General features: G+C 37.7%; 28 protein-coding genes and 1 pseudogene. 10 read left to right on the top strand and 19 right to left on the bottom strand.

Annotated features, from left to right (window positions below; translation table 11 throughout):
* Positions 1-6: 6 nt before the first annotated feature.
* From Q1B07_RS03880 to Q1B07_RS03870, 3 genes are all read right to left on the bottom strand, one after another.
* On the bottom strand, positions 7-930 hold the full coding sequence (locus Q1B07_RS03880; RefSeq protein ID WP_299087363.1) for a polyprenyl synthetase family protein: 924 nt from the start codon (positions 928-930) through the stop codon (positions 7-9).
* Between the two features lie 164 nt (positions 931-1,094).
* On the bottom strand, positions 1,095-1,235 hold the full coding sequence (locus tag Q1B07_RS03875; RefSeq protein ID WP_046587683.1) for a DegQ family regulator: 141 nt from the start codon (positions 1,233-1,235) through the stop codon (positions 1,095-1,097).
* A 342-nt stretch (positions 1,236-1,577) separates the two neighbouring features.
* Entirely contained in the window at positions 1,578-1,802 is a 225-nt protein-coding gene (locus tag Q1B07_RS03870; RefSeq protein WP_299087367.1) for a hypothetical protein, read from the bottom strand.
* A gap of 292 nt (positions 1,803-2,094) precedes the next feature.
* On the opposite strand from Q1B07_RS03870, the gene Q1B07_RS03865 reads away from it, so the two are divergent.
* A complete protein-coding gene (locus Q1B07_RS03865) occupies positions 2,095-2,787 on the top strand; it encodes a TerC family protein (RefSeq protein WP_299087369.1) in 693 nt (230 codons plus the stop codon).
* A 440-nt stretch (positions 2,788-3,227) separates the two neighbouring features.
* Positions 3,228-4,664 carry a 4-hydroxyphenylacetate 3-monooxygenase, oxygenase component gene (gene hpaB, locus Q1B07_RS03860; RefSeq protein WP_299087371.1) on the top strand — a complete coding sequence of 479 codons (1,437 nt, stop codon included), beginning with the start codon at positions 3,228-3,230 and terminating at the stop codon, positions 4,662-4,664.
* 41 nt (positions 4,665-4,705) lie between these two features.
* Here the strand turns inward: hpaB and Q1B07_RS03855 are convergent, their stop codons facing one another.
* The 9 genes from Q1B07_RS03855 to Q1B07_RS03815 all read right to left on the bottom strand — a co-directional run bounded on the left by Q1B07_RS03855 (position 4,706) and on the right by Q1B07_RS03815 (position 12,814).
* Positions 4,706-4,954 (bottom strand): YueH family protein, encoded by a 249-nt coding sequence (locus tag Q1B07_RS03855; protein WP_299087374.1) that lies wholly within the window; start codon positions 4,952-4,954, stop codon positions 4,706-4,708.
* A gap of 163 nt (positions 4,955-5,117) precedes the next feature.
* Positions 5,118-5,339, bottom strand: coding sequence for a spore germination protein (locus tag Q1B07_RS03850; RefSeq protein ID WP_299087376.1), 222 nt, complete (start codon positions 5,337-5,339; stop codon positions 5,118-5,120).
* 73 nt (positions 5,340-5,412) lie between these two features.
* The gene (locus Q1B07_RS03845; RefSeq protein ID WP_299087378.1) at positions 5,413-6,528 is read right to left on the bottom strand and encodes an AI-2E family transporter; all 1,116 of its coding nucleotides are present in this window, start codon (positions 6,526-6,528) and stop codon (positions 5,413-5,415) included.
* A gap of 245 nt (positions 6,529-6,773) precedes the next feature.
* Positions 6,774-8,111 (bottom strand): hemolysin family protein, encoded by a 1,338-nt coding sequence (locus Q1B07_RS03840; protein WP_299087380.1) that lies wholly within the window; start codon positions 8,109-8,111, stop codon positions 6,774-6,776.
* 254 nt (positions 8,112-8,365) lie between these two features.
* Positions 8,366-9,046 (bottom strand): zinc metallopeptidase, encoded by a 681-nt coding sequence (locus tag Q1B07_RS03835; RefSeq protein WP_299087381.1) that lies wholly within the window; start codon positions 9,044-9,046, stop codon positions 8,366-8,368.
* 118 nt (positions 9,047-9,164) lie between these two features.
* Positions 9,165-9,584, bottom strand: a complete 420-nt coding sequence (locus Q1B07_RS03830; RefSeq protein ID WP_299087582.1) for a MerR family transcriptional regulator — start codon at positions 9,582-9,584, stop codon at positions 9,165-9,167.
* A gap of 186 nt (positions 9,585-9,770) precedes the next feature.
* Entirely contained in the window at positions 9,771-10,301 is a 531-nt protein-coding gene (locus Q1B07_RS03825) for an HD domain-containing protein (RefSeq protein WP_299087383.1), read from the bottom strand.
* 216 nt (positions 10,302-10,517) lie between these two features.
* A complete protein-coding gene (locus Q1B07_RS03820; RefSeq protein ID WP_299087385.1) occupies positions 10,518-11,615 on the bottom strand; it encodes a sensor histidine kinase in 1,098 nt (365 codons plus the stop codon).
* Positions 11,616-12,061: 446 nt separating this feature from the next.
* Positions 12,062-12,814 carry a (S)-benzoin forming benzil reductase gene (locus Q1B07_RS03815; protein WP_299087387.1) on the bottom strand — a complete coding sequence of 251 codons (753 nt, stop codon included), beginning with the start codon at positions 12,812-12,814 and terminating at the stop codon, positions 12,062-12,064.
* Between the two features lie 166 nt (positions 12,815-12,980).
* On the opposite strand from Q1B07_RS03815, the gene Q1B07_RS03810 reads away from it, so the two are divergent.
* The 4 genes from Q1B07_RS03810 (at position 12,981) to Q1B07_RS03795 (ending at position 16,299) form a co-directional block, all read left to right on the top strand.
* Complete coding sequence (locus Q1B07_RS03810; RefSeq protein WP_299087389.1) at positions 12,981-14,213, top strand: CdaR family transcriptional regulator; 1,233 nt, start codon at positions 12,981-12,983, stop codon at positions 14,211-14,213.
* Between the two features lie 109 nt (positions 14,214-14,322).
* On the top strand, positions 14,323-15,456 hold the full coding sequence (gene ald, locus Q1B07_RS03805; RefSeq protein ID WP_299087390.1) for an alanine dehydrogenase: 1,134 nt from the start codon (positions 14,323-14,325) through the stop codon (positions 15,454-15,456).
* A gap of 20 nt (positions 15,457-15,476) precedes the next feature.
* Complete coding sequence (locus tag Q1B07_RS03800) at positions 15,477-15,776, top strand: DUF2164 domain-containing protein (RefSeq protein WP_299831917.1); 300 nt, start codon at positions 15,477-15,479, stop codon at positions 15,774-15,776.
* 76 nt (positions 15,777-15,852) lie between these two features.
* Positions 15,853-16,299: a YndM family protein gene (locus tag Q1B07_RS03795; RefSeq protein WP_299087394.1), complete on the top strand. Its 447-nt coding sequence runs from the start codon at positions 15,853-15,855 to the stop codon at positions 16,297-16,299.
* 273 nt (positions 16,300-16,572) lie between these two features.
* Here Q1B07_RS03795 and Q1B07_RS03790 read toward each other — a convergent pair.
* From Q1B07_RS03790 to Q1B07_RS03775, 4 genes and pseudogenes are all read right to left on the bottom strand, one after another.
* Positions 16,573-16,725 (bottom strand): annotated as a pseudogene (locus Q1B07_RS03790) (SAM-dependent methyltransferase); the annotation flags it as partial.
* Entirely contained in the window at positions 16,697-16,819 is a 123-nt protein-coding gene (locus tag Q1B07_RS03785; protein ID WP_299087396.1) for a hypothetical protein, read from the bottom strand. The gene Q1B07_RS03785 and the pseudogene Q1B07_RS03790, both read right to left, overlap by 29 nt.
* 86 nt (positions 16,820-16,905) lie before the next feature.
* Positions 16,906-17,781 (bottom strand): PhzF family phenazine biosynthesis isomerase, encoded by an 876-nt coding sequence (locus tag Q1B07_RS03780; protein ID WP_299087398.1) that lies wholly within the window; start codon positions 17,779-17,781, stop codon positions 16,906-16,908.
* A gap of 172 nt (positions 17,782-17,953) precedes the next feature.
* A complete protein-coding gene (locus tag Q1B07_RS03775) occupies positions 17,954-18,553 on the bottom strand; it encodes a sulfite oxidase-like oxidoreductase (RefSeq protein WP_299087400.1) in 600 nt (199 codons plus the stop codon).
* 110 nt (positions 18,554-18,663) lie between these two features.
* Between Q1B07_RS03775 and Q1B07_RS03770 the strand changes: the two genes are divergently transcribed.
* Positions 18,664-19,251, top strand: coding sequence for a biotin transporter BioY (locus Q1B07_RS03770; protein ID WP_299087402.1), 588 nt, complete (start codon positions 18,664-18,666; stop codon positions 19,249-19,251).
* A gap of 199 nt (positions 19,252-19,450) precedes the next feature.
* On the opposite strand, the gene Q1B07_RS03765 is transcribed toward Q1B07_RS03770, so the two are convergent.
* Entirely contained in the window at positions 19,451-19,999 is a 549-nt protein-coding gene (locus tag Q1B07_RS03765; protein ID WP_299087404.1) for a DUF6241 domain-containing protein, read from the bottom strand.
* Between the two features lie 182 nt (positions 20,000-20,181).
* Between Q1B07_RS03765 and Q1B07_RS03760 the strand changes: the two genes are divergently transcribed.
* Entirely contained in the window at positions 20,182-20,334 is a 153-nt protein-coding gene (locus tag Q1B07_RS03760; protein WP_299087406.1) for a hypothetical protein, read from the top strand.
* 68 nt (positions 20,335-20,402) lie between these two features.
* Here the strand turns inward: Q1B07_RS03760 and Q1B07_RS03755 are convergent, their stop codons facing one another.
* Positions 20,403-21,737, bottom strand: coding sequence for a Na+/H+ antiporter family protein (locus tag Q1B07_RS03755; RefSeq protein WP_299087408.1), 1,335 nt, complete (start codon positions 21,735-21,737; stop codon positions 20,403-20,405).
* A gap of 298 nt (positions 21,738-22,035) precedes the next feature.
* Positions 22,036-23,535 carry a leucyl aminopeptidase gene (locus Q1B07_RS03750; RefSeq protein WP_299087410.1) on the bottom strand — a complete coding sequence of 500 codons (1,500 nt, stop codon included), beginning with the start codon at positions 23,533-23,535 and terminating at the stop codon, positions 22,036-22,038.
* A 204-nt stretch (positions 23,536-23,739) separates the two neighbouring features.
* Here Q1B07_RS03750 and Q1B07_RS03745 point away from each other — a divergent pair, with 204 nt between their 5' ends.
* Positions 23,740-24,225 carry a divergent PAP2 family protein gene (locus Q1B07_RS03745; RefSeq protein WP_299087412.1) on the top strand — a complete coding sequence of 162 codons (486 nt, stop codon included), beginning with the start codon at positions 23,740-23,742 and terminating at the stop codon, positions 24,223-24,225.
* A complete protein-coding gene (locus Q1B07_RS03740; RefSeq protein ID WP_299087414.1) occupies positions 24,222-25,022 on the top strand; it encodes a cobalamin-binding protein in 801 nt (266 codons plus the stop codon). The genes Q1B07_RS03745 and Q1B07_RS03740 overlap by 4 nt, the downstream gene beginning before the upstream one ends.
* The last annotated feature ends 3 nt before the right edge of the window (positions 25,023-25,025 follow it).

Genomic DNA, 25,025 nt, shown 5'->3' with positions numbered 1-25,025 from the left:
CACTCCTTAGAATGTTTTATTAGTTTTAATGATATTAGTTTTCAAGGTTTCAATTTGCTTTGCATCGATTTTCAATTCTTCGATCATTCGTATCGCCCTGTTGATGGAAACTTGTCTAATAACATTTAAATACTGGGCAACTCCAGAATCGATGAGTTTTTGTTTATAGTTTTTGATATCGCCAAATTCCTCATTAATCTCTTTTCCACTCGCAAAAAACGTTAACAGGTCATGAGCATGCTTGTTGTAGCCCTTTTGCAAATATAAAATCGGCAAGGATTTCTTTTGGAGCGAACGGTCATTTTTCATCGGATGAAAGAGGTCTCTGAAATCGTTATCAGCTTGGGCAGCAATACCAATCTGATAAGAATATTCCTCTACCTCAGGGTAATTGGCATTAGCCATTAGCATTCCGCTTACAGAAGCAAGTGCAATTAGTGACCCTGACTTAAGTTTCATCATCTCTAAACATTCTTCTTCTGTTTGTATGGAGTTTTGCAAATCATCGTGCTGCCCTTCCATTGCTTGAAGAGCGTATTTATTAACAGCATGCAAAATCTGATGTTGAAGCGGTGAAGATAGTGTTAAAAAAGTGTGTTGGCTAACTGTATACAGTGTCGTAGCAGCATTTAAAGCAATGGCAGGATCAATTTGCATCCAAGGCTCAAGCTTATTATCCAAGTCCTCCAGGTCATCAAACATATCAAACGATAAAATTAACAATTCAATAGCTGCTGCCATCCGCAGAACTACTGGGTCTTTTCCCCCGAACACCTTATGATGAACTAGTGCCAAATGACCAAAATTAAAACTTTTTTTTTCATTAACAAAGGAATGTAATAGGTTTTGCAGATTAGGATTCTTAACATTTATGGCAATGGCCTGGTTCATCTGTTGCTTTATAGATTGAAAGTCTACATCTACTATCACAATCACCCCTTCGGCTTAATATTACTATACAAAAGAGGATTTGAGTAGTAAAAATAGTATATTGTACCCTATTCCATTCCATTTTTACCTATTTCACTTAAAAATGTCAATTAATAACACAAAAAAACTTGGCAAAAGTGCCAAGTTTTTTTAAGCATATTCATTTAAGAGACGTTCAATACTGCATATTTATCATACTTATCAATACTTTTATTTATACTGTGTAATGATTCTTTCGTTTCTTTAATTTCTTGTTCAAGTTTCAGTAACAGCTTCGTCATTTCTTCAATCTTTTGCTGATCCATCGTTTCACACTCCTTATAAGTTGGTAAGCGAATGCATGGCCAACGTACACAACATTATTGTTCTATCTATTAAAATTCTAAAATACTTTCCGTTGATTTTCACCGAAAATAATACATAATACTCAATGCGTGATACCGCAAACAAACGCAATAGTCCAAATTATGTATTTTCGATACATCTTTATACCTGATTCAGTCATCTCTATATCTTTTTTCTCCTGCTAAACGATACGTGTCTTCTTAGAAGCAAATTGGGGGGATGCTGTTATTTTTATTCAAAACAAAAGGTTGACTCCCTACCGTATTCAAACATACATACGGAGGAAGTCAACCCATTTGTTTTTATACTGTTAGGATATTATGATCAAAAATATTCTGCGCCTTTATAATTGCTAGTTCAATTAATTCTGCTTTTTTCTCTTTAGGCCCCTGATACTCTAAGGTGTAGTCTTCAATTCCAGTTTTTGAAAACAAACATTCCATTTTAATTTTGCAATTGTCTTTCATAACCGAAAATACTGCAACCATCTTATCGTCCAAGACAAAAAATGTTGGCTGCCCTCCCATAGAGATAAAGACCTCCTTTAATTGTTCATTTTCAACAAAGGCTTTTACAATTATTAAAATTCTACGGCCTATGTATGTTTCCTTTTTATTTTTCTTAATTTTTTAATTTTTTGTTTGTAGGAAAAAAATTTTAAAAAAAGTCAAATTCTTCGACCTTATATTTTTCTTATTACTCATTATGCACTAAAACACTAGAAACTTACGCTATTTTCCTTTACCCATTGGTGTTAAATCTTAACAAGGATACATTGCTTCATCCCGTCAAAACTAGAAGAAGTGGGGTGAAAATAAAATGGATTTTTTCTCTATTGAGTTTTTTACTGCACTTCTGTCAATCGTAATGATTGACTTAGTTCTTGCCGGTGATAATGCTATTGTCATTGGGCTTGCTGCGCGTAATCTTCCTAAGGATCAGCAAAAGAAAGTGATTCTATTAGGAACGGTAGGGGCCATTATGATTAGAGCACTTGCAACTTTGGTTGTTGTTTATTTGCTAAAGATACCTGGACTTCTTCTTGTTGGGGGTTTGGTTTTATTATGGATTGCCTACAACTTAATGACGGAAGAAGATAGTCATGAGGTAAAATCAACCTATAGCTTCTGGGCAGCGATACGCACCATTATCATTGCAGATGCAGCAATGGGGCTTGACAATGTGCTGGCAGTAGCTGGAGCAGCACACGGAAGCTTTTTATTAGTCATTTTAGGCTTGTTAATCTCCATCCCAATTGTTGTCTGGGGGAGCACAGTCATTTTGAAATTCATGGAAAAATATCCGCAAATTATATTAGTGGGCGCCGCAGTTGTCGCTTGGACAGCTACAAAAATGATTGTAAAAGAACCTTTTCTTCAAAACCTTTTTGCGGATGAATGGGTTCAATATGCCTTTGAAATCATTGTCGTGGCAGCCATCTTAATTGTGGGTTATATTAAAATGAAGCGCAACATTTTACGTGATGAAACAAGAGAAAAAAGTGCTAGTTAGTGAAAGTTAACTAGCACTTCTAATATTGAAATCATATCTGAAATTAACATTTATAAAATCGAAAGTATTAAAAGTGTTTTAAAAAGCTAATTGTCATCTTTATCCAACCGAAAAAGGATAACCACAATGGGATACTTAATAATGTTGCCCAAAACATACCTTTCATAAAGTTTTCTTCGTGCATTTTCCTCACACCTCTCAAAATTAGATGTTAATCCTATCTTTTCCATGGTGTATGTATTTAAACATTTAGAAAACGCTTACATTATTTATTCCTTCTTGCTATTATCTTTATTCCGTTTCTAGAAGGTTAATTCCTTCGAAAAGATTTCTTCATTTTCTTACATTGTTTTTAACTTTCCCTATTTTTAAAAGATAAAAACACATTAATTATTTCATCCGCATATAGTGTTACATATTATTGGTAAGGAGTGGGAAGGGTGCCTGCCATTAACGGGAAACAGTACTTAGCACGTATGAACCAATTAAAGCCCGAGGTGTGGATAAAAGGTGAAAAGATAAAAGGGAATTTATCAATGCACCCTGCATATAAAGGGGCGATGATGACAAAAGCAGCTCTTTACGATTTACAGGTTCATCCTGAGTTAATCAATAACATGACATATAGGTCGCCCAAAACAAATGATCGGGTCGGGTTATCGTTTTTACAGCCTAAATCAAAGGAAGATCTTGAAGCGAGGAGGCATATGATCAAGATTTGGGCGACAAAAACGGCGGGAATGATGGGACGAACGCCTGATTATTTGAATACAGTTCTTATGACGTTAGCCGCTTCGGCAAGTATTCTTAATGACCAAGATGAAGAGTTTAGCAAAAACCTTATCAATCTCTATGAAATGGCGCGTGAGAAAGATCTTTCTTTTACCCATAGCTTTATCAATCCACAGGTGAATCGGTCTTCAAGCTATGTTGAACAATCTGCTCAGCCAATTGCTCTCACGATTATGAAAAAGACCTCGGATGGACTTATCGTGAACGGAGCCAGACTTTTGGCGACTCAAGGGGGCATGACTGATGAGGTCTTTGTATTACCATCAGGCTCTTATCCAATGGATGAAGAGTATGCTTTTTCTTTTAGTATTCCGACTGATACAAAGGGCTTAAAGTTTGTATGCCGCGAATCTTATTATCAAGGTGAATCAACGGTTAATTATCCCCTTTCATCGCGTTTTCATGAAATGGATACAATCATGATTTTTGATAAGGTGCTGGTACCTTGGGAGCGTGTATTTTTTTATCACCGGCAAGATATAGCACAAAAACTCTTTTCCAAAAGCAGCTTTACATCACAAGCGCTTCACCAAGTTGTGATTAGGCAAATTACAAAAACTGAGTTCATTTTAGGGCTTGCCCAGAAAATGGTGCTCACTTTGAATGTATCAGAATATCAGCATATTAAGGAAAAAATAAGTGAAATCATCATCGGGTTAGAAACGATGAAGGCGCTATTGGATCGCGCTGAGCTCCAAGCTAGTGAGGATGACTGGGGATCCGTAGTTCCGAATGTGAATTCATTATATGTTGCCATAACGATGTTTCCAAAGCTATATCCACGGATCATTGAAATCTTACAGCTTATTGGGGCAGGGGGCTTAGTTTCTCTTCCAAATGAAGAGGATTTCCAGTCCGAATTAAATGTAGAAATGGCTCAGTATTGCCAGGGAGCTGCCTGTGATGCAATCACAAAGACGAAAATTTTCAGGCTTGCCTGGGACTTAACAATGAGTGCCTTTGGAACGCGCCAAACACAATATGAACGTTATTTTTTTGGAGACCCAGTGAAGCTGGCTTCCAATATCTATAACGGCTACCCAAGGGATGAATATATTAAACAAGTTGAAGATTTTTTAGAATAAATTAAAGAGGCTCACTAATCTAAGAGCCTCTACTAATTGCTTTACATTTCTCCAACCCAGTGAATTAATTTAGCCGTCAACTCTTCCGCTGTATTTTCCGCTGCGTTTTTCGACAAGGACGCAATAAGCCGAGCTTTAAGTTCTTCTCTTTCCTCCTCATATTGCACCGTTGTTGACCATTCAATTTCAGGTATCGCAATCATGGTGAATTCCTGTTTTTTATTTTCATATATGTAAACATTTTCTATAAAAGCATTTCCATTATGTACGTTTGCCTTTCTTATTTTCATATACAACATCCTTTCCAACTTTCATCTGCTATAATTATAGTAAATTTTGCATAGCAAAAAAAGGGTGTGACCCGTTTTTATAATGTATCCTATAGAGTAGACACTAAAAAAAAGTGCTCTTTCTATAGGGTACATTTTAGTTTGGAGTCTGCCCCTTTTTTTGTTAGCTATTAAAGAAATCGGATTGATCAAACAGGTCAATATCACTAAAATTTGTTATATTGAATAGATTATGCATTTCAATAAAATCCCCGCTATTGGCTACACCAGAGCCTGATGAAGACTTATCTGCACTTTTTGGAGATAAGCTAAATGAATCTCCTACCTTAAAAATCGCATTTCCCTCAATAGAGTTCAATTGAACCGGACCGACAATTGCAGGCATTGCTCTTCCTCCCTTTCTTGCCCATAAAGCAGCTTTAACGTCATTATATGGGCAAAAGGAAAAAGGGTTCTACTTACCCTTCAGCTTTCTCCATCTTAAGCTCCTTTTTGTATTTCATTCTTAATTTTATTAGTCTAATAATATTCAGAATGACCGCCTTTAACACGGCATAGGTTGGAACAGCTAATATCATCCCGATAATTCCTCCAAAGCTTCCTGCACCAATTAATAATAAAATAATCGTTAACGGATGTGTGTTTAATCGTTTCCCAATAATAAGAGGTGAGAGAAAGTTCCCATCGATCTGCTGAACAACAAGTACGACAAGAGCTGCCAAGAGCGCCTTCGTTGGTGACTCAAGCAGAGCGATAATCACAGCAGGTGCAGCACCAATGAACGGTCCTAAATAAGGGATAATGTTCGCAACAGCCACGACAATTCCAAGAACTAACGAATAATCTAATCCAATGATTGTATAACCGATGAAACACCCTAAACCAACGGCAAGTGACACGATTAGCTGTCCTTGAATATAAGCTGATAAGGTTTCATTTAAATCATGGAAAATTTTAATTCCCTCACGACGATAGGCAGAAGGAAGGATTTTCACTGCGGTTGAAGGCAGCTTGTGACCGTCCTTTAGCATATAGAATAAAATAAACGGAACCGTAATGATTGTTAACGTAATATCTGTTACAACGCCTAAAATCTTTGTAAAACTGGCAGTAATGTTTTCAGGCAAGCTTGTTGCATAGCCTGATAGTGTAGCCTCGATTTGCTCAAAGGAAACATACTCCTGTTCCATCAGCCATTTAAATCCAGGTGATTGCGACATATTTAAAATAAACTCTGTTATTTCTCCAACATATGTAGGAAAATTTTCAACCAAGTCAGTGGCCTGGTCCGAAAGAATCGGGCCAATAAAGGCAATAAGTGCGGAAATAACTCCGATAAACACAATATATGGAATTAATATTGCCAATGTTCTTGGAACCTTTCCTCTTTCAAGCAGCTTCACTAATGGAGCAAAAATAAAATACAAAATCCCCGCAATGAGAATCGGAAAGAATAGCGTCGAAGCAAAGACAATGATCGGTTCAAACAAAAAGGATACCTTTGTACCAACATAAATAATTAAGAGCAGCAATAAAATCTGCAATGTCCAAAAATGAATCTTTGATTTAAACACACTTTTTCCTCCTGTTTCGTGAGAACCTTTTGTTCTAGGCAAAATGGCTAGAGCAGGCATAAGAATTAATTATGTATACGAACGTTTTTGATAAATGGTTTCAAAAATGTCTTTCTTTCTATAACAAATGTACAATATTTATCTTACGTTTACCAATAATATCCTGTTTCCTTACATATTTTCTTTTTGTAAAACGAAAAAAGCAGCTAGACTTATAATCTAACCACTTCTCCAATTACGTAAACCTAATCCTCAACTTCCAGTAGCTGTACTGGTTCTAGCTCAGGTATTTTTTGAATTTCAACTGAGCGGATGAGATGACCTTCCATATCAAGAATATGGAACTCAAAACCATTGTAATTCAGCTTATCTCCCTGTTTACTCTCAATATTTTGGGTAAGAATCCAACCGCCAAGTGTATCAATGTCTTCATCATTTATATCTAAGCCTAGCATATTATTAATCTCGGAAATAAGCACTTTTCCATCAATTACAAAATGCGAGTCACCGCGCTTCTGAATGTCCGGTACCTCATCCTGGTCAAATTCATCGCGGATATCGCCGACAATCTCTTCAATGATATCCTCTACTGTCACAAGACCGGCTGTGCCTCCGTACTCATCAACTAATATTGCCATATGCACGCGCTCTTTTTGCATTTTAATTAATAAATCATGAATCGGAATGGATTCAATTACTTGAATCACGGGACGAATATATTTTTCTATCGTTGTTGCATTTCTTCTTTCGGGTGTTAAATAATACAAATCTGTAAAAATTTCTTTTAGATTAACCATACCAATGATATGGTCTTTATCCCCGTTTACGACAGGATAACGGGTGAATTTTTCGTTTCTCATGATTTCTATGTTTTCATGAAACGTTTTTTCCACTGATGTTGTTACGATTTCTGTCCGCGGCACCATAATTTCTTTTGCGATTCGTTCATCAAATTCAAAAATACGGTTTACATATTTAAATTCTGACTGATTGATCTCACCGCTTTTGTAGCTTTCAGAAAGAATAATTCGGAGCTCCTCTTCTGAGTGGGCTAATTCATGCTCTGATGCGGGTTTCAGACCGAATAACCTAACAAGCAAATTAGCTGATCCATTTAATATCCAAATAAATGGGAACATCACCTTGTAAAATAAGATAAGCGGTCTTGCAAAGGCTAATGTAATAAATTCCGCTTTCTGAATCGCCACTGTTTTAGGAGCAAGCTCTCCAATGACAACATGTAAAAATGTAATGGCAAGAAAGGCAATCACAAAAGTTAAAAGGTGGACAAGCGACTCATTCAAATGAAAGGTTTCAAAAAGCGGATGGAGCAATCTTTCTACTGTCGGTTCTCCGAGCCAGCCCAGTCCTAATGCAGTGATGGTTATTCCTAGCTGACATGCCGATAAATAGCCATCAAGATTTGAAGTCACTTTCTTCGCAGCTATTGCAGAAGTGCTCCCCTCTGCAATAAGCTGATCAAGCCGTGAACTTCTTAATTTAACGATCGCAAATTCCGAAGCTACGAAAAATGCCGTTATTGCTATTAATATCGCAACAATTACCAGGTTAACTATATCCAAAATAAGGGACTGGCCTTCAATAGTAAACCATTAACTTTCTCGCTTGGACAGTCCCAGTCACCTCCTAGGAAATGAAATTTTCTCTGTCAGGTTATTCTTCCTCTCTTTAGAAGAAGATCATAACAAATCTTAAACTTTCAAAAAGAGCCATTCATTCTCCTGCTACATATGTTAAAGCAGCGGCACTTAACCATTTATTTATACAATGTTCTTCATCGTTAAGGATCATTTTTTACACACGAGCTTGTTACATATTATTCCTCGCTATTATTCATCCCTGTAAACATTAGGATAAAACGTAACAATTCCATTATAGCAACTATTGTCGCAGCAACATATGTCAGAGCAGCAGCGTTTAAGACCTTTCTCGCTCCACCCTCTTCGTTGTTTCGAATCATACCAGAGCTCACCATAAAATCATGTGCTCTTGATGAAGCATTGTACTCAACCGGCAGAGTAACTACCTGAAAGAGTACAGAAGCCGCGAAGAATACGATTCCAAGGAGTAACATTCCGGAAGCCTGCATCAGTATACCAGCTAGAATAAAGAAAAAGGATAGGTTTGAACCCCAGTTCGCCACTGGTACAAGAGCGTGTCTGATTCTAAGCGGGGCATAGTTCACTTGATCTTGAACAGCATGACCACATTCATGTGTGGCTACTGATATAGCCGCTATCGAATTTCCATAATAATTGTCCTGAGATAAACGTACTGTTTTACTTCTAGGGTCATAATGGTCCGTTAGTTTACCTCTTACTGCTTCAACTTTAACATGATATAATCCATTCTCGTCTAAAACCCGCCTTGCAGCTTCAGCACCGGTAATGCCCGATGATGTACCTACATTTGAATATTTATTATAAGTGTTTCTTAAATACAATTGAATCAATAATGGTACAGCCATTATGATAATAAAATAAATAAGAAATCCCATATTGGTAAAACCTCCTATAAACAAATTTTTTAAAATCTCACTGTCTAGTGAGTTTGAATTTTATTTGCATCTATTATACCCCTGTTTATTCTGGCCCTTCTTATGTTTTATTAAACAATTAAAACTGTTGCAAAAGAAACAACAACGATTGCATTAGAGCCCTGCTTTGCGGAGTAATCTGCTTTGAAACCTTTTTTTGTGAATCCTTGCTTAAGCGATCAAAAATCGGCTTCAATTCGTTAATTTCAATTTCAAGCTGCTTCATATGGGCTGCCAAAATTTCCGCCTGTTTTAAGCATTTATCCTGCTGTTGGCCCGATTGCCTTCCCGAACGCTTCAGCTCCAGACGTTCTTTAATATCCTGTAAGCTCATATTTAATTCTTTGCACATTTCAATAAAGCGAATATCATTAATCGATTGTTCAGAATATAAACGGTAGTTTGAGGAAGAAGTTGATTCCACCTGCAGCAGTCCTATTTGAGTGTAATAATCAATGGTCCGTTTCGAAACATTTGCCTTTTTTGCTATTTCACCAATTTTATACAGCGTAACCCCATCAAATCACCTCGTACTACTAGTAATACCTTCATTTTATCGTTTTAAAACTGTACAGTCAAACGTTATGGTCTGTTCATTTATTTCATATGCAAATAACTATGTATATAAAGAAATGGTAAAACCTGCTTTTAATAAGAAAGCTTGTTTTACCATGATCTATTTATATTATACTGTTTTTCGATATTTCGTTAATAACCGGTCTATTTCCTGATCCAAGCGTTCGACTATTTTCAGCGCTTCTTCTTCACTAATTTTCCGATAATGATGTTTTCCAAGAGGCTCTTCATCCATTTCATCCGCCATACGAACTATCTGCTGCAGTGACGTTTTCTTCATTGAGTTTTCTGGCAAATAGGAATCTGTATGCAATAAAACAGCTAACGCTATTTCCTTTGCATTTTGCCGATCCTCGCCAAGTCGGATGAGAAGCTTATGGGCACGCTCTGCCCCCTTAATAGCATGAATGTCATTTTTTCTATATTCCTCATAATCCCATTTTCCATTTGTATACCATTCATAATGACCTATATCATGAAGCAAGCCTGCTTTAGCTGCGATATCCGGATTTACTCCATGCTTAATGGCGAGTTGAACAGCATATTGGGCAACCCTAATCGCATGTAAAACACCAGATCGATTTAAATACTTTTGTGCAATAGGATGGATAAATATATCCATGATTCTTACTCGTCGCATGGTCATCCTCCTTTTGTTAAATATTCAGATCAATGTAACATATCCAGTCAGCATCTTCAACTAGAAAGGCAGGTTTTCTTTCAATTATAAAGCATTTTTATTATTATATGTAAAATGTTGAAGAATGGAACAATTTTTCAATTTAATGAAGAGAAAATCTAGTAAAAATAAGAGACTGTCAAAATTAAGGAATCAGCCACTTCCTTTAAGACAGTCTCAAGATTTTATTGGAATTGTAATAACAAAGATTGTGGAATTTTTATTGGAATCAACCTCAATTATTCCGCCATATTGATCAACTACATGTTTGACAATACTAAGCCCATCTCCTCTTGGAACTCCTCTTCTCTCTTCTTTTGTTGAAAATCCCGCCTTGAAAATTTCCTTTTTTAATTCATTTGGAATTTTCGGTCCTATGTTTTCAACCTTAAAAATGTACAGAGATGGAGTTGCTCTGACTTCAATGCTAATGAACCGTTCAGCCTCAGGAAGCATCATCGTTGCGTCAAATGCATTATCAATCAAGTTTGAGAGAACCTTGATGATATCAATTGATTTCATTTTGTGAAAAGGATCATCATCTACTAGCAGGTGCATATCTACCTTATCATTTTGTGCCCTTACCCACTTTGACTGTAATAAAATATAAAGAGCCGGATGGTTTACTTTTTGTGGCAATTCCATAGATTCTACTTCTTTCGTTAAAGAATTCACATATTCATATGCCCGGTCTTCCCTTTTTAGCTTTAATAAACCTTGTATAACTTGAATATGGTTAATATAATCATGTCGAATCGACCTCATTGTCTGAAGCATCGATTGATACTCCCCCTGGTAGGTTTCTTCTGCATCACCTACTTGTGAGATCGCATCGCGCCGAAGCCATAATTGAAAAGCTAGAAAAATACTAAATGTAAAAAACGTAAACAATCCGCTATATAGAAAAAATGGAAAACTGCTTTTTATCACTTTATCCACTATATTGTCTACCGTTGCAGCATTTTCTTCGATAACAAGTGATCCAATAGATTGCCCGCTATTGTTTATAATAGGGACCCCTGCCAGCACATATGTCCCATTTATGTCATCCTTTACCCTAATAGAAAAGGACTGATTTTCTGTAAATTCCCTCTTGAGTTCATTGGAAAGTTTGCAGCACTCTCCGCTAATTGATACAGAAGCGTCTACTGTAATACTATCTGCAACCACCTTTAGTTGGTGGTTTTTACCAACCTTTAAGATATAAGCATACTTTACACCGATATCCTGTTTTGCATTTCGCAAATTTTCTTCAAGCCTTTGAAGTTTGGACATAGAATCCTCGTCTTTTAAATAAGCCTCATATGTATGTACATTAAATTGATTCAGCACAGCTCTAGCTGTTGAGATTCCTTGGTTTGCAATTGTTACTTCAATCGTTTTGCGCGTACTAGCATAGGTTGCATATAAGTTTATGAAAGATAATAACGCAATAAGTAAAATTGTTACGGAGATGATGACTGCAACCTTTTTTTGTTTTATCCGATTAATATTCAGCCACCTCTAAACTGTTTACAATATATAAAGAAAAGCGCACATTAAGCCACTTTTTACCTTCATCAATGATCGCTCTACGTGAAACATAAGCAGGAAGGTTTTCATAAGCCAGCGTGATGCATCCTCCCCATTTCCTTCATAAAATATTATTGCATCAGTTGACAATTTTTGCGAATCTTTTTTTATAATAAAATAGAAAATTTACAAAGAATTTATAATTCGGCCTAGACATACTCCTTTATATCGTATACCCGTCCATTTTCTAATGAACCTGAAAGAAGCTGGATCAACACATTAGCAACAAATTTCGGTGACCGTAATAACCCTTTTTCATGGTAGTCTTTAAACTGTTCAAGTGATGAAAAGTTTTCCTTTCCTGCAGAACGTATCGTCCCTTGCATTTGTGTATCCATAATCCCAGGCGAAAAAGCAATGGCAGTTACTTTATTGTTACGCTCACTTTGTTCAACACCGATTGTGTTTGTAAACATATTTAATCCTGCCTTTGTACTGCAATAGGCGCTCCAACCTGATGTCGGCCGGTTTGCAGCACCTGAGGTAATATTAACAATGACTGCTTCACATTGAATATCTTTCATTTTTTTCATAAAAAACTCACACAACAGCATCGGCGCGAGTAAATTAAGCTGAACATTGGCAATGATATCATTCTCCTCGGCATCGCCAACAATTTTAATCGGCTCTACCATTCCTGCATTATTCACCAATGTAATCTTCGCTGCCTTAAATACATCGATTTTTGCAAACACACTTTCTATAACCGCATTTATTTGAGCAACATTAGTTAAATCACATTCGATAAATTGAAGGTCAGTTTGGTTTTCCAAAGCAGCTTCCTCAAGGGAATGAATTTTTGTCCTAGACAAATAAAATATCGTATTATCCTTTTCTAACAATTCGCTTACTATAGCTTCGCCTAACCCACGAGATGCACCCGTTACAATGTAATAATTCATTCTTTTCATCCCTTCATTAGTAAATTTCTTACCCGTTCAAGCATGATTCACTAGCCATTTTTTCATAGCTTTTATTGAAAAGCAAGAATGACAAGCGATAAAATAATGCATGGGGAGTCAAATAAATGGCTCCTATCCTCATCTATAAGAGTAAAGTAGGGATATGATGAATGAGCTTTCAAATAATCCATTTCACTATCATTTTGATAGATTAGAAGATGTTGCAGACAAAATAAGTGAAGTTTTGCAATGTCCAATTACCATTGAAGATGTTAACCATAGATTACTAGCCTATAGTACACATGACGAATCCACTGACCAAGCAAGAATTTCTACGATTATCCGGCGACGTGTTCCCGAAAAGGTGATTAATAGCTTATGGAAGGATGGGACCATCCCAAAGCTGTTAAGCACAGATGAACCGATTCGGGTTGGACAGATTGATGAGGTTGGTTTAGGGAATCGAATCGCAATTTCCATTTGGAAAAATAATGAGGTATTAGGCTTCATTTGGGCGCTGGAAATTGAAAAGCGCCTTCAGGAGAACGAACTCCATCTGTTAAAAAAGGCTGCCCAAGCTGTTAAAAATAAAATGTTGCATTTGCAAATAAGAAAAACGGAAAAAGCTGAACGGAACCAGGAGTTTTTTTGGAAGCTATTGACCGGACATATTTCAACCGAAAATGAGATTCGTGAAGGCTTTCATGAGTTAAACTTAACTCTTCCCTTTATCTTTTCCGTAGTTGTTTTTAATCTCCCACATGAGATAAACAGTGCAGCGGAAAGAAAGCTCTCCTATTTATTACAAACAACACAACAGGCTCACATCGTGCTTGATACCATTGATTACGATGAGTTAATCATATTATTATCTACAAAAAACGCTGCGCCTTTAACGGACATAAAACTGTTCACCCGCTCGCTTATTCGTCAGCTTAATGAACGTTATTCGATGAAGGATGTTATCGCTAGCATTGGCGGCATTTATTCACAGCCTGGTTTTATTGAAAAAAGCTATAAGGAAGCACAAGCTGTCCAAAGTATCAAAAAAAGATTTCCGGCCGAAACAAACGAATTATCCTGTTTTTCGGAACTAGGGATCTATCAGTATTTAGATCTCTTATTCGAACAACGTAAACAACAAGGATACACAAACTACTCCTTACAAAAATTAAAGGACTATGATAAGCAGCACAAAACCAATTTGGTCCAAACACTAGAGGTCTTTTTAGACCATGACAGCCAAGTCCATGAAGTATCCAAAGCGTTAAATATCCATGTGAATACGTTATCGTACCGGTTAAAAAGAATTGCTGAAATTGCAGAATTAAACTTGAAAAACCCGAATCAAAAAATGACCATCTACCTCGATTTAAAGCTCGATCGCATGTCTTTGTAAAATTTCACAAAGACAAGAAACATTTTTCTCTTTTTTAAACAAAGATGTTTAGAAGCATTTTCTTTATACTTTTTTATAAGAAATATAGCTTCTAGGGAGATGGGTTTTTATGATTATCGGGATTCCAAAAGAAATAAAAAATAATGAAAACCGTGTTGCACTAACACCAGGCGGAGTAACTCAATTGGTTGCTTGCGGTCATCGTGTATTAGTAGAAAAAAACGCCGGGATAGGGAGCGGCTTTGAAAATGAAGCCTATTCATTAGCAGGCGCTGAAATCATTGAAAAAGCTGAAAGAGTTTGGGAAGAAGCAGAAATGATTATGAAGGTGAAGGAGCCGCTTCCATCAGAATATAGTTATTTCCGTAAAGGTCTTATTTTATTTACGTATTTACATTTAGCAGCTGAGCCTGCTTTAGCTGAACATTTAAAGATTAAAGGGGTAACAGCGATTGCCTATGAGACAGTGACAGTGAATAAGACATTGCCATTGTTAACACCAATGAGTGAAGTGGCGGGCCGAATGGCAGCGCAAATCGGAGCGCAATTCCTTGAAAAGCCAAAGGGCGGTAAAGGCATTCTGCTTGCAGGTGTTCCAGGCGTTAACAGAGGAAAAGTTACGATCATCGGCGGTGGTGTTGTTGGAACAAATGCAGCAAAAATGGCCATTGGGTTAGGTGCTGATGTAACAATTATCGACTTAAGTGCGGAGCGTCTGCGTCAACTAGATGATATTTTCGGAACGCAAATCAAGACATTAATATCTAATCCGGTTAACATTGCAACTGCTGTAGCAGAAGCTGATTTACTCATTTGCGCTGTATTAATTCCAGGTGCAAAGGCGCCAACCTTAGTTACCGAAGAAATGGTAAAAGCCATGAATCCAGGCTCTGTTATCGTTGACGTGGCCATCGATCAAGGCGGAATTGTGGAAACAGTTGACCATATTACAACACATGACCAGCCTACCTATGAAAAGCACGGGGTTCTCCACTATGCTGTTGCCAACATGCCAGGGGCTGTTCCACGTACATCAACCATTGCCCTTACGAATGTAACGGTGCCATATGCTTTGCAAATTGCCAACAAAGGTGTTTATCGAGCAATCAGTGACAATGACGCTCTTAAAGCCGGCGTTAATGTACTCGCTGGCGAAGTAACCTATGAAGCTGTTGCCCGTGATCTTGGCTATCCTTACAAAACAGTTGAAGAAGTATTAGCGAAGGAACAATTAATGTATTAGGATAAAAGGAGACAGCTTGTATGAGCATGTCTCCTTATTTGTATATGACGAAAAAACTAATGGAGGTTTTATCAATGTTTAGTCAACTTTCTAAAGACGCAAAGGAAATGATGAAGGAAGAAATTAAAAGCTTTTTTTACAATGAAAGAGATGAAGAAATTGGAGAAATTGCTGCAGATTCTTTCCTGGATTTTTGCATGGAAAAGCTTGGTCCTTACTTTTATAACGAGGGTGTACAGGATGCCATTAAAATCATCAACGAACGAAATATGAATGCCGAGGAAGACCTCTATTCGCTTAAGCGCCCTGTTTCTCGGTAACGGCTTGCTCTGCTTTATTATTGCATAATTATGTCATCCTTCACAAATAATAAAAGAAAAAAGAAGGGTGATGTAAATGCAGCATATAAAAGCACTGATTATTAAAGCGGTCGCGACTTTCGTTCTCCTTTTTGTCATTTTAGGAATTGGCTTCGATGTTTCCTTTGGCAATATTCTAGCGATTACATTTTTATTAGGGATTATCTCATATATTCTTGGTGATCTCCTTTTGCTTCCAAGAACAAGCAATACAACAGCAGTTATTTCAGATTTTGCTTTAGCACTGCTCTTAACATGGTTTTACCTCGCAAATATAACCTACAATGATACGAATGCCTTTATCGCATCACTAATAATAGCAGTCGGTGTCTCCTTGTTTGAAGCCTTCTTCCATCGCTATATGAAAGCAAACGTATTGAATAACGTTGAGACGAATGAAAAGCTGAACAATGTAAGGTTTCAAACTGAAGCTTCTGAGGAGCTAACACCAGAACGACGGGAATTGGATAAAGAGGATCGTTGAGAAAATTGAATATTGAATAAAAAAGCGTCTAGATGGCGCTTTTTTGTTTAGATTATGGGATTACACTGGGGAATATATGGTGATTTGCTGGTATTTTGGGAAGGTACTGGATAACTTGCTGATATACAGGAAAGGCGCTGAAATATCGGCACAAACCGCTGATATTTTATTTGTAAACGCTGATAAATGGAGAAATACCGCTGATTTCCTCTAAAGGCGCTGATAAATCAGAAAAACGTCCCTACTTCTTGCAGGAACGCACAAACTAAATTTTCACTTTTCAGCTGAGATCATTAAAAACATCGGTCTCCGGAGTTCATCTTTCATATCAGGGTACTTCTTTAACATTTCATCAGAAGGAGTTGGTTCCTTGACTGCATTGATACGAAAACCGGCATTAATTAAGGTATTTACATAGGTTGACATGCCATTCGCCTGCACCTTCAAGTCCCTTTACTGAACGTGGCATTTTTTCATATTTAGCAAAGAAAGTTACATCATCATACTTGTTTTGCTTCATCCTCTATCATCTCCTATTAGTAAGATTGCCACCTAAAACGAAACCAACAGCTATTTTAGGAGCTTATTCCTCTTCTACAGAACCACTTAAAACTCCTTAACATATACTGCATTTCCCGTAATCTCGATATCATAATTGTCATTGTTTTTTAAGACCTGTACCATAACCCGGCCGTCCTTTCCGATTTCATGACCTTGTTCAACTACAAGATTTAGAGATTTTTCAAAATCGGAGTTTATGTATGTTGCATAATATGCTCCCATTACCCCTGAAGCAGTTCCCGTAACTGCATCCTCGATCGTCCCGGAGTAAGGTGATGAAAAGTGCCTAGCATGCATATCTGCGTTAGGGTCATAGGTTTCTAAACAAAACGGATGAATAGATGCATTTGGCATTTCTTTTAAAATAGTTGGAAATAGCTTATTATTTGGTTTCATTTTTTTAAAGGAATCAAGTGTGTTTATTGGAATTAATAGGGTCCAAGTACCTGTACTACCATAAAGAATAGGGAATTCACCAGCAAGATCCTCTATTGTTAACCCGATTGAGTTAGCTAAATCTTCCTTTGAACCGTTAAATTCTTTAAATTGTGGTGAAGCTTGTTTCATCGTGATGGATGTTTTAGGAGTTGACCTAATCTTTATTGGTAAAACACCTGCTTTTGTTTCAATGGTAAAATCTGTTTTATCACCTAATAATCCGTTCATTTTTAACGCAAACACAGTTGCCATTGTTGCGTGCCCGCATAAATTCATTTCATGCCCTGGGGTAAAATAGCGAATTCCAAAGTCAGCGATAGCAGATTTAACCGGAAAAGAAGTTTCATTGAAACCTACTTTTAAAGCAATCTCTTGCATTTCCTCATCGGTAAGATCCTCTCCTTTGAAAACAACACCTGCTGGATTCCCTTTATTTGGTTGATTACTAAATGCATCATAATGATAAACCTTAACTGCTTTCACAAATAATTCCCCCCATTATTTAAGTTCAGTTCCTATTATGATTTTACCATTTATTACTAGGAACTTGTTCAGCCATCTTAATTTGGGATGGTATAAAAGGAAAAAGACCTTGAAAAGCTCAAAGCCTTAAAAGTCCTCAAATGATCGTATTTTGACACGTGAAGGTTTTTCTCTAATCAAAACTATATCTCTCCTCCTTCCAAGGATTCCCCTTCATATGATACCCGTTCCGCTCCCAAAAGCCTGGATGATTTTGTTCGGTAAACTGAATCCCGCGGAGCCATTTCACACTTTTCCAAAAGTAGAGATGCGGGAATACGCCTCGCAGCGGAAATCCATGCTCTGGTGTTAGCGGTTCATTATTAAACGAATGGGCGAGCAGACTGGTTTCTTTTAAGAAATCTTCAATGGACAGATTGGTTGTCCAACCTTCTTCAGCATGTAAAATGACATAATGGGCATTTTCCTTAATGTTTATGTCCTTTACGATGTCCTGTGTACGAACTCCTTTCCAGCTGGCATCAAGCTTTGACCAGCCTGTTACACAGTGAATATCATTAGAAAGGTCGACCTGCGGAAATAATGTCATGATATCATCAAGAGTATAAAGCTTCGGATTTTCTACTAAACCATAGATTTGCAAATTCCATTTCGAGATATCTTCATAATAGGGGACATTCCCGGCATGCAGTACCGGCAGCTTGGTGGTTACATTTTGATTCGGCGGTACTCGGTCTGATGAATGTGTTTTTCGCTTTTTCCCAAAATACATTTTTACTTATACCCTCCTCTTTAGTTAACCATAACCAAAAATAAGTTGACACACTAATTATCCTCGATTATTCTTTCTTTAAGAGATCTTAACATGTAAGGGGGATCACGATGAAAAGAAAATTAACTACATATGATATAACATTGGTTGGAATGTTTGCTGCTTTAATGGCTGTTGGTGCTAATATTACATCCTGGGCGCCATTTCTTCAAATTGCAAATGTTCCTTTATCGATGCAGCCGTTTTTCTGTATTTTGGCAGGTCTCCTATTAGGGAGCAGGCTGGGCGCATTATCAATGACGATTTATGCGTTAATAGGGATTGCAGGCGCCCCTGTTTTTGCTCAATTCAGCGGCGGGATCGGCGTTATTTTTGGCAGTACTGGCGGATTTATTCTTTCCTATATTATTAGTGCATATGCTGTTGGCAAAGTCATTGAGCTAAGCAAGGAGAAAAAGCAGGCAACATTTTTTACGGCATCCTTTGTGGGAATTGCCCTTATTTATGTAATAGGTACAACCTATATGTGGCTTGCTTTAAATGTTTGGATGAACGCACCAATGTCTTATGGAGCTGCTTGGGGAGTTATGGCATGGTTTATTGTCAAGGACGCATCACTTACCATTTTAGGCGCACTTATTGCCCCGAGAATTTATTTTGCTGTGACGAAGGCAGCACAAAGGCGAATCGCTGCATAAAAAAAGCGCAAGGCGCCTGCCTATCGGCGACAAGCATAAGGCAACAGGAATAGAAGGTGTTCTTTACCTTCAATTCCTGTTTGACTTATGACCTCGAGCCGATGGCGCCTGGAGCTAGATTCAGAAACGCAAGCTATGGTTAAGAAAATATATAAATTCTGATAGTATAACAATAAGAAGACAGCCAAGGCTGTCTTCACTATTTTATACTACTCTTATAATCCTCTAAATATTGCTGTTCTTCCTCAGGAGACAAAACTCCTGTCGCCTTTCCAATCGTTCCACCTTGCAAATTCCAAATCGCATTATGGTCCTTATCTGCCTGAGTGAAGTCGCCCTCAGCCCAGCGATTTAGAATGTCTAAATAGAGATCCTCATTTTTAAAGCTTCCATTCTCAACAATAGTTAGTAAAAATCCAATTCGTTCCTCAGTCATTTCATAATGAATCCATTTTTCTTCAGCTTCAACCTTTTGATGGGACATGCCATGCATATAATTAAGGAGCTCATCCTCTGTTAAGCTTGAATTTCCATGATCAAAAGGGTTTTCTGTTACCGCTTCCACATTTACTTGTTCAGAAGTTGACGGAGCTGAAGCCGCATGATCCTTTGTTGATGAGGCTTGTGTAGAAGATGAGACAGCTTTTTGATCAATCATATCTACTAAAATAATGCCTAATCCCCCTAAACAAATAGCGAAGACAATCATACATGTCACAATAAGCCTATGTTCCTTTATCCAGCTCATGAAATTCCTCCTAAAAATTAGGATATCTTCATGATACAACGTTAAAAACAAAGTAGACAAGAGAAAGAATTGTCGAAATTTCCCACAATCGTACTTTTTTACTATTTTTCCATTTTAAAGGTATAATTGATACTAGTTTTGACCATAAAAATAGTAGAGTACATGAAGAGGGTGTGAATGTAATGAAAACAATCGTGGTTAAAAAATATTTTTTAAATATAAATGAAAGAGAACAGCTTGAAAAAGAAATGCTAGAAAAACATCCTGAGCTAGCAGAAACAATACTAGAATGGGATGACGAGGAGTTACTGGAGAGAATTAAACATATTAGATAAAATGAAAAAGCTGATGCTGTTTAAAAAAAGGTTAACCCTTTTGCGACAGCATCAGCCTTTTTTGTTTTTTATAGAATAAGTGCTGCAATCCAGCCAAAGATAATCAACGGGATATTATAGTGAATAAATGTCGGAACACATGTATCCCATATGTGATTATGGTTCCCATCAGCAGATAAGCCTGAGGTTGGCCCAAGCGTACTATCAGACGCAGGGGAGCCTGCATCACCTAAAGCACCTGCTGTCCCAACAATAGCAATTGTTGCCATAGGGCTAAAGCCCAGCTCCAAACATAATGGAACAAAGATGGTCGTAATGATCGTAATCGTTGAAAAAGAAGAACCAATTCCCATTGTGACAAGTAAACCGACGATAAGCATTAATAACGCACCAATTGCCTGACTGCCATTAATAATCGTTACGGAGTCTTCTACTAGCTGTTCAACATGACCTGTTTCATTTAAAACACTAGCAAAGCCGGAAGCAGTCATCATGACAAATCCAATAAATGCCATCATCTTTATTCCATTTGTCACAACAACATCCGCCTCTTTACGTTTAAGAGTACCCCCGATATACAAAACAATTAAACCGGCTAAGGCGCCAAAAATCATTCCGTCAACTTCAAGCTTTTGGGAAAGAAAAAGCTGAACAGAAAGAGAGGCAATGATTGAAACAACTGCAACAATGAGAGATTTTTTCGTATATGGTTGAGTGATTTCTTGGCCTGATCGTTCACGAGTTTCATACAATCTTTTTTTACGATAAGAGAAGAATACCGCTACCAAAAGTCCAACAACCATTCCAATCGCAGGAATAGCCATAGCCGTTGGAATATCTGCCAAAGATACAGTTAAGCCGCTTTCCTCCATGTTTTGCTGCATAATTCCATGGAAGATCGCGCCAAATCCAACTGGTAAAAACATATAAGGTGTAATTAATCCAAATGTTAAGACAGATGCAATTAATCTACGATCCAATTGGAGCTCATTAAACACCTTTAATAACGGTGGGATAAGGACTGGAATAAAGGCAATATGGACAGGGATCACATTTTGTGAAAGGATCGCCATGATTAAAATCATGAAAACGATAAGTACCTTAGAAAGAGTTTTTCGGTTTGTCTCCCCTTCACGACCGACAAGCTTGATCGCACTTGCAACCATCGCATCTGGCAGCCCTGTTTTTGAAATCGCAACAGCAAATGCTCCTAATAAGGCATAGCTAAGAGCAACCGTTGCATTCGCGCCTAAACCACTAGTAAAGGTTTCGATCGTTGTAGCCACGTCCAACCCGCCTGTTAACCCGCCAACAAAGGAGCCAACAATAAGGGCGAACACCACATTTATTCTTAATAAGCTCAATATGAGCATCACAATGACAGCTATTACAACAGCATTCACCAATAAAACCTCCAAAAATCCTTTAGTTTACTAATATGGTAGAGAAATAAAAACAACAGAACTAAATTTATCACAACCTTTTTTATCGTGTCAACTAAGAAATTTATCTAATTAGCAGACTAAAGTAAAAGAGAGACATTTTCTAAGCTTTTAGAAGTATAATGAAAAATTTTAGTGTGGAGATTTTTTTCGAAAAAGCTTACCTTTTCTTGCAAACTTTTCATTTATTCTAGCAACTTTACGATTCTTTCAAGCAATTATTATAGATTCAAAAAAATCGGCCATTACGGCCGATTTTTTACTCTCCTGTTTCAAAGCGTTCAACAAACGCTGCTAACGTTCTTGCCATTACACCAGTTGCTCCTGAAGGGCCAAGGTCAGTTTCCTTTGATGTGGTAGCTGTTCCGGCGATATCCAGGTGCACCCATGGCGTATTTTCCGCGAACTCGCCTAAGAAAGTTCCGGCCATTATTGCATGTCCTTCTCGGCCTGGTGAATTATTTAGGTCAGCCATCTTGCTGTTACGAACACGTTTTTTATCTTTTTCTGTAATCGGCAGGCGCCAAATTGGCTCTACACATTCATGAGAGGCTTGCAAAACTTGTTCAAATAATTGTTCATTATTTGTCATAGCGCCAGTTGTATCGTTTCCTAATGCAATGATGACACCGCCGGTTAAGGTTGAAACATCCACTAAATAATTGGCACCATGGTGCTTAGCATACGTTATTCCGTCAGCAAGGGCTAATCTGCCTTCTGCATCCGTATTTAATACCTCAATCGTTTTTCCACTTAAAGATACAATAACATCGTCCGGCTTAAATGCTTTGCCGCTAATCATATTATCTGTTGAAGGAATAACAGCTACAACATTTTGTTCAGGTCTGATCTCACCTATGATCTCCATTGCCCCCAACACAGCAGCAGCACCGCCCATATCTGTTTTCATCCCGACGATGCCAGCTTTCGGCTTAATCGAATAGCCGCCCGTATCATAGGTAATCCCTTTACCAACTAAGCCGATAACATCTGTCCAGTCGTCTTTTCCTTGATATTTCAGAACAATCATCTTTGGCGGTTCTTCAGACCCTTGGTTGACAGCCAGCAGAGCCCCCATGCCAAGTCTTTCCATTTCTTCCTTCTCAAGCACTTCATACTCAAATTGATATTTGTTTGCTAACTCTATTGCATAGTTTGCTAATTCCGTTGCTGTTAAAAGATTAGGCGGCATGTTTGTTAACGTTCTTGCACTGTTAGTTCCATTTCCGAAAGCATAGCCGACTTCTAATGCTGTTTTTATTTCGTCCAGCTCTTCCCCATCAATCACAACATTGATCGTTTCTATATTTTTCTCAGGCTCATTGGATTTTTGCTTATAATCGACAATTTTATAAGTAGATAACGCAAATGCTTCTGCCAGTGTATAGGCAGCTTCACTGCGGTCAAAATCTTCTGTTACAAATGTGTCTAAAGCAATGGTGACATCTTGTAATTTTGCTTGTTGAACAGTCTTGAACAGTTTTCCAAACACTTCTCTTCCATCAGCAAATGTCAATTCCTTTCCTAATCCAACAAAAAAGATGCGTTTGATTCCCAGTCTTCCGAGGGTATGTAATTTAGTAATCGATTTCTGCTTTGTGGACAGATCTCCTTCTTTCATCAATTCAGTGATTTGCCCATCTAGTAGCTGATCCAGTTCAGCAGCAAGTCCTGATAATTTCCTGTTTTGCTGAAACATACCAATGATAAGTGTTTCATTCATTTTATTAAGTTCTAATTTATTATGTACCTTAAACAAATGCGGCACCTCCGAATTCATGATAAATACGATCGAACATTTTTAAGATGTGCTATAATGAAGGAAATCTTTTGCAGAACGATCGATTGATGATACTCTACTAGTATACAAAACGTAGCAGTCAGACTCTATGTAAGCATATCAAAAACAAACGTGAAAATTAATCATGGCGGTTTTCTGTACATCTATGAAAGGGGTATACACTTGGATTTACTTTATAATTTTCCTTTACTTTCCTCATTAGCAGCAATATTTTTTGCCCAATTTATCAAAGTGCCTATTCAATTCATCGCTACACGACAATTGGATTGGTCCCTCCTAACAAGTACAGGCGGGATGCCCAGCTCACATTCAGCAGCGGTTACAGCTTTATCTACCGGGGTTGCACTTGATCATGGACTTGACTCCTCCATTTTTGCCGTTTCAGCAGTGTTTGCCATTATTACCATGTTTGATGCAACAGGCGTGAGAAGACATGCTGGAGAACAGGCAACGGTTTTAAACCAGCTTGTGCTTGATTTTAATCGTTTTGTTGAGGAAGCAAAGGTTTGGCCTAAAAAAGCGGAGCAGGATAAACAAAAAAAATTAAAAGAGCTGCTAGGCCATCAGCCAATTGAAGTGTTCTTCGGCGGATTAACTGGAATACTTCTCACTCTATTTTTATACTTTGTTGTAGGAGGATTACAATGAGACTTATTTCGATTTGTCCAAGCAATACAGAGCTTGTCGCTTATCTCGGATTAACCGATCACCTTGTTGCACTGGATGATTATTCCGATTGGCCGCAGGAGATTTCCCACCTGCCGCGGCTAGGGCCTGACCTCTCCATTAATATCGATTTATTAGAGACATATAAGCCTGACTTAGTGCTTGCCTCATTAAGTGTCCCTGGAATGGAGAAAAATGTGGATGAATTAATAAACCGAAACATTCCTCATATTGTGTTTCATCCCCAATCCTTCCAAGATATTGCCGAAAACCTAAAAACACTCGGAAACTTGATGGGAAAAGAAAAAGAAACCTCACATGCTATTAAAGACTATCAACACACTCTTGATACATATCGGCAAATCGCTGCAACTATTGAAAAGCCTAAAACTGTTTATTTCGAATGGTGGCCAAATCCTATCTTTACTCCCGGGAAAATCAACTGGCTTACTGAGCTTAGCCAATTAGCCGGGGCAAAGAACATTTTTGATGATGTTGAGCTTGCAAGTGTGAAAACAACCTGGGAAGATGTATACAATCGAAATCCCGAGCATATTTGCTTATCATGGGTAGGTGTAAAGCAATCAAGAATGAAGCGGGAGCATGTACTAAAAAGGGAGCATGCTGCAAACCTTGAGGCTGTGAAAAATGACCACATCCATTTACTAGAAGAATCACTTTTTTGCAGACCTTCACCACGTTTGATAGAGGGATTAAAACAGCTTGCCCATCTTTTACATCCCGCTTTGTTTCCAAAGCCAACTGAAACAAAGAGCTAGAGG

Origin of the sequence: uncultured Metabacillus sp. (assembly GCF_947503125.1) — a bacterium.
Lineage (GTDB): Bacteria > Bacillota > Bacilli > Bacillales > Bacillaceae > Metabacillus.
The sequence above is the reverse complement of the archived record's forward strand: the minus strand, read 5'-3'. Positions and strand labels throughout refer to the sequence as shown.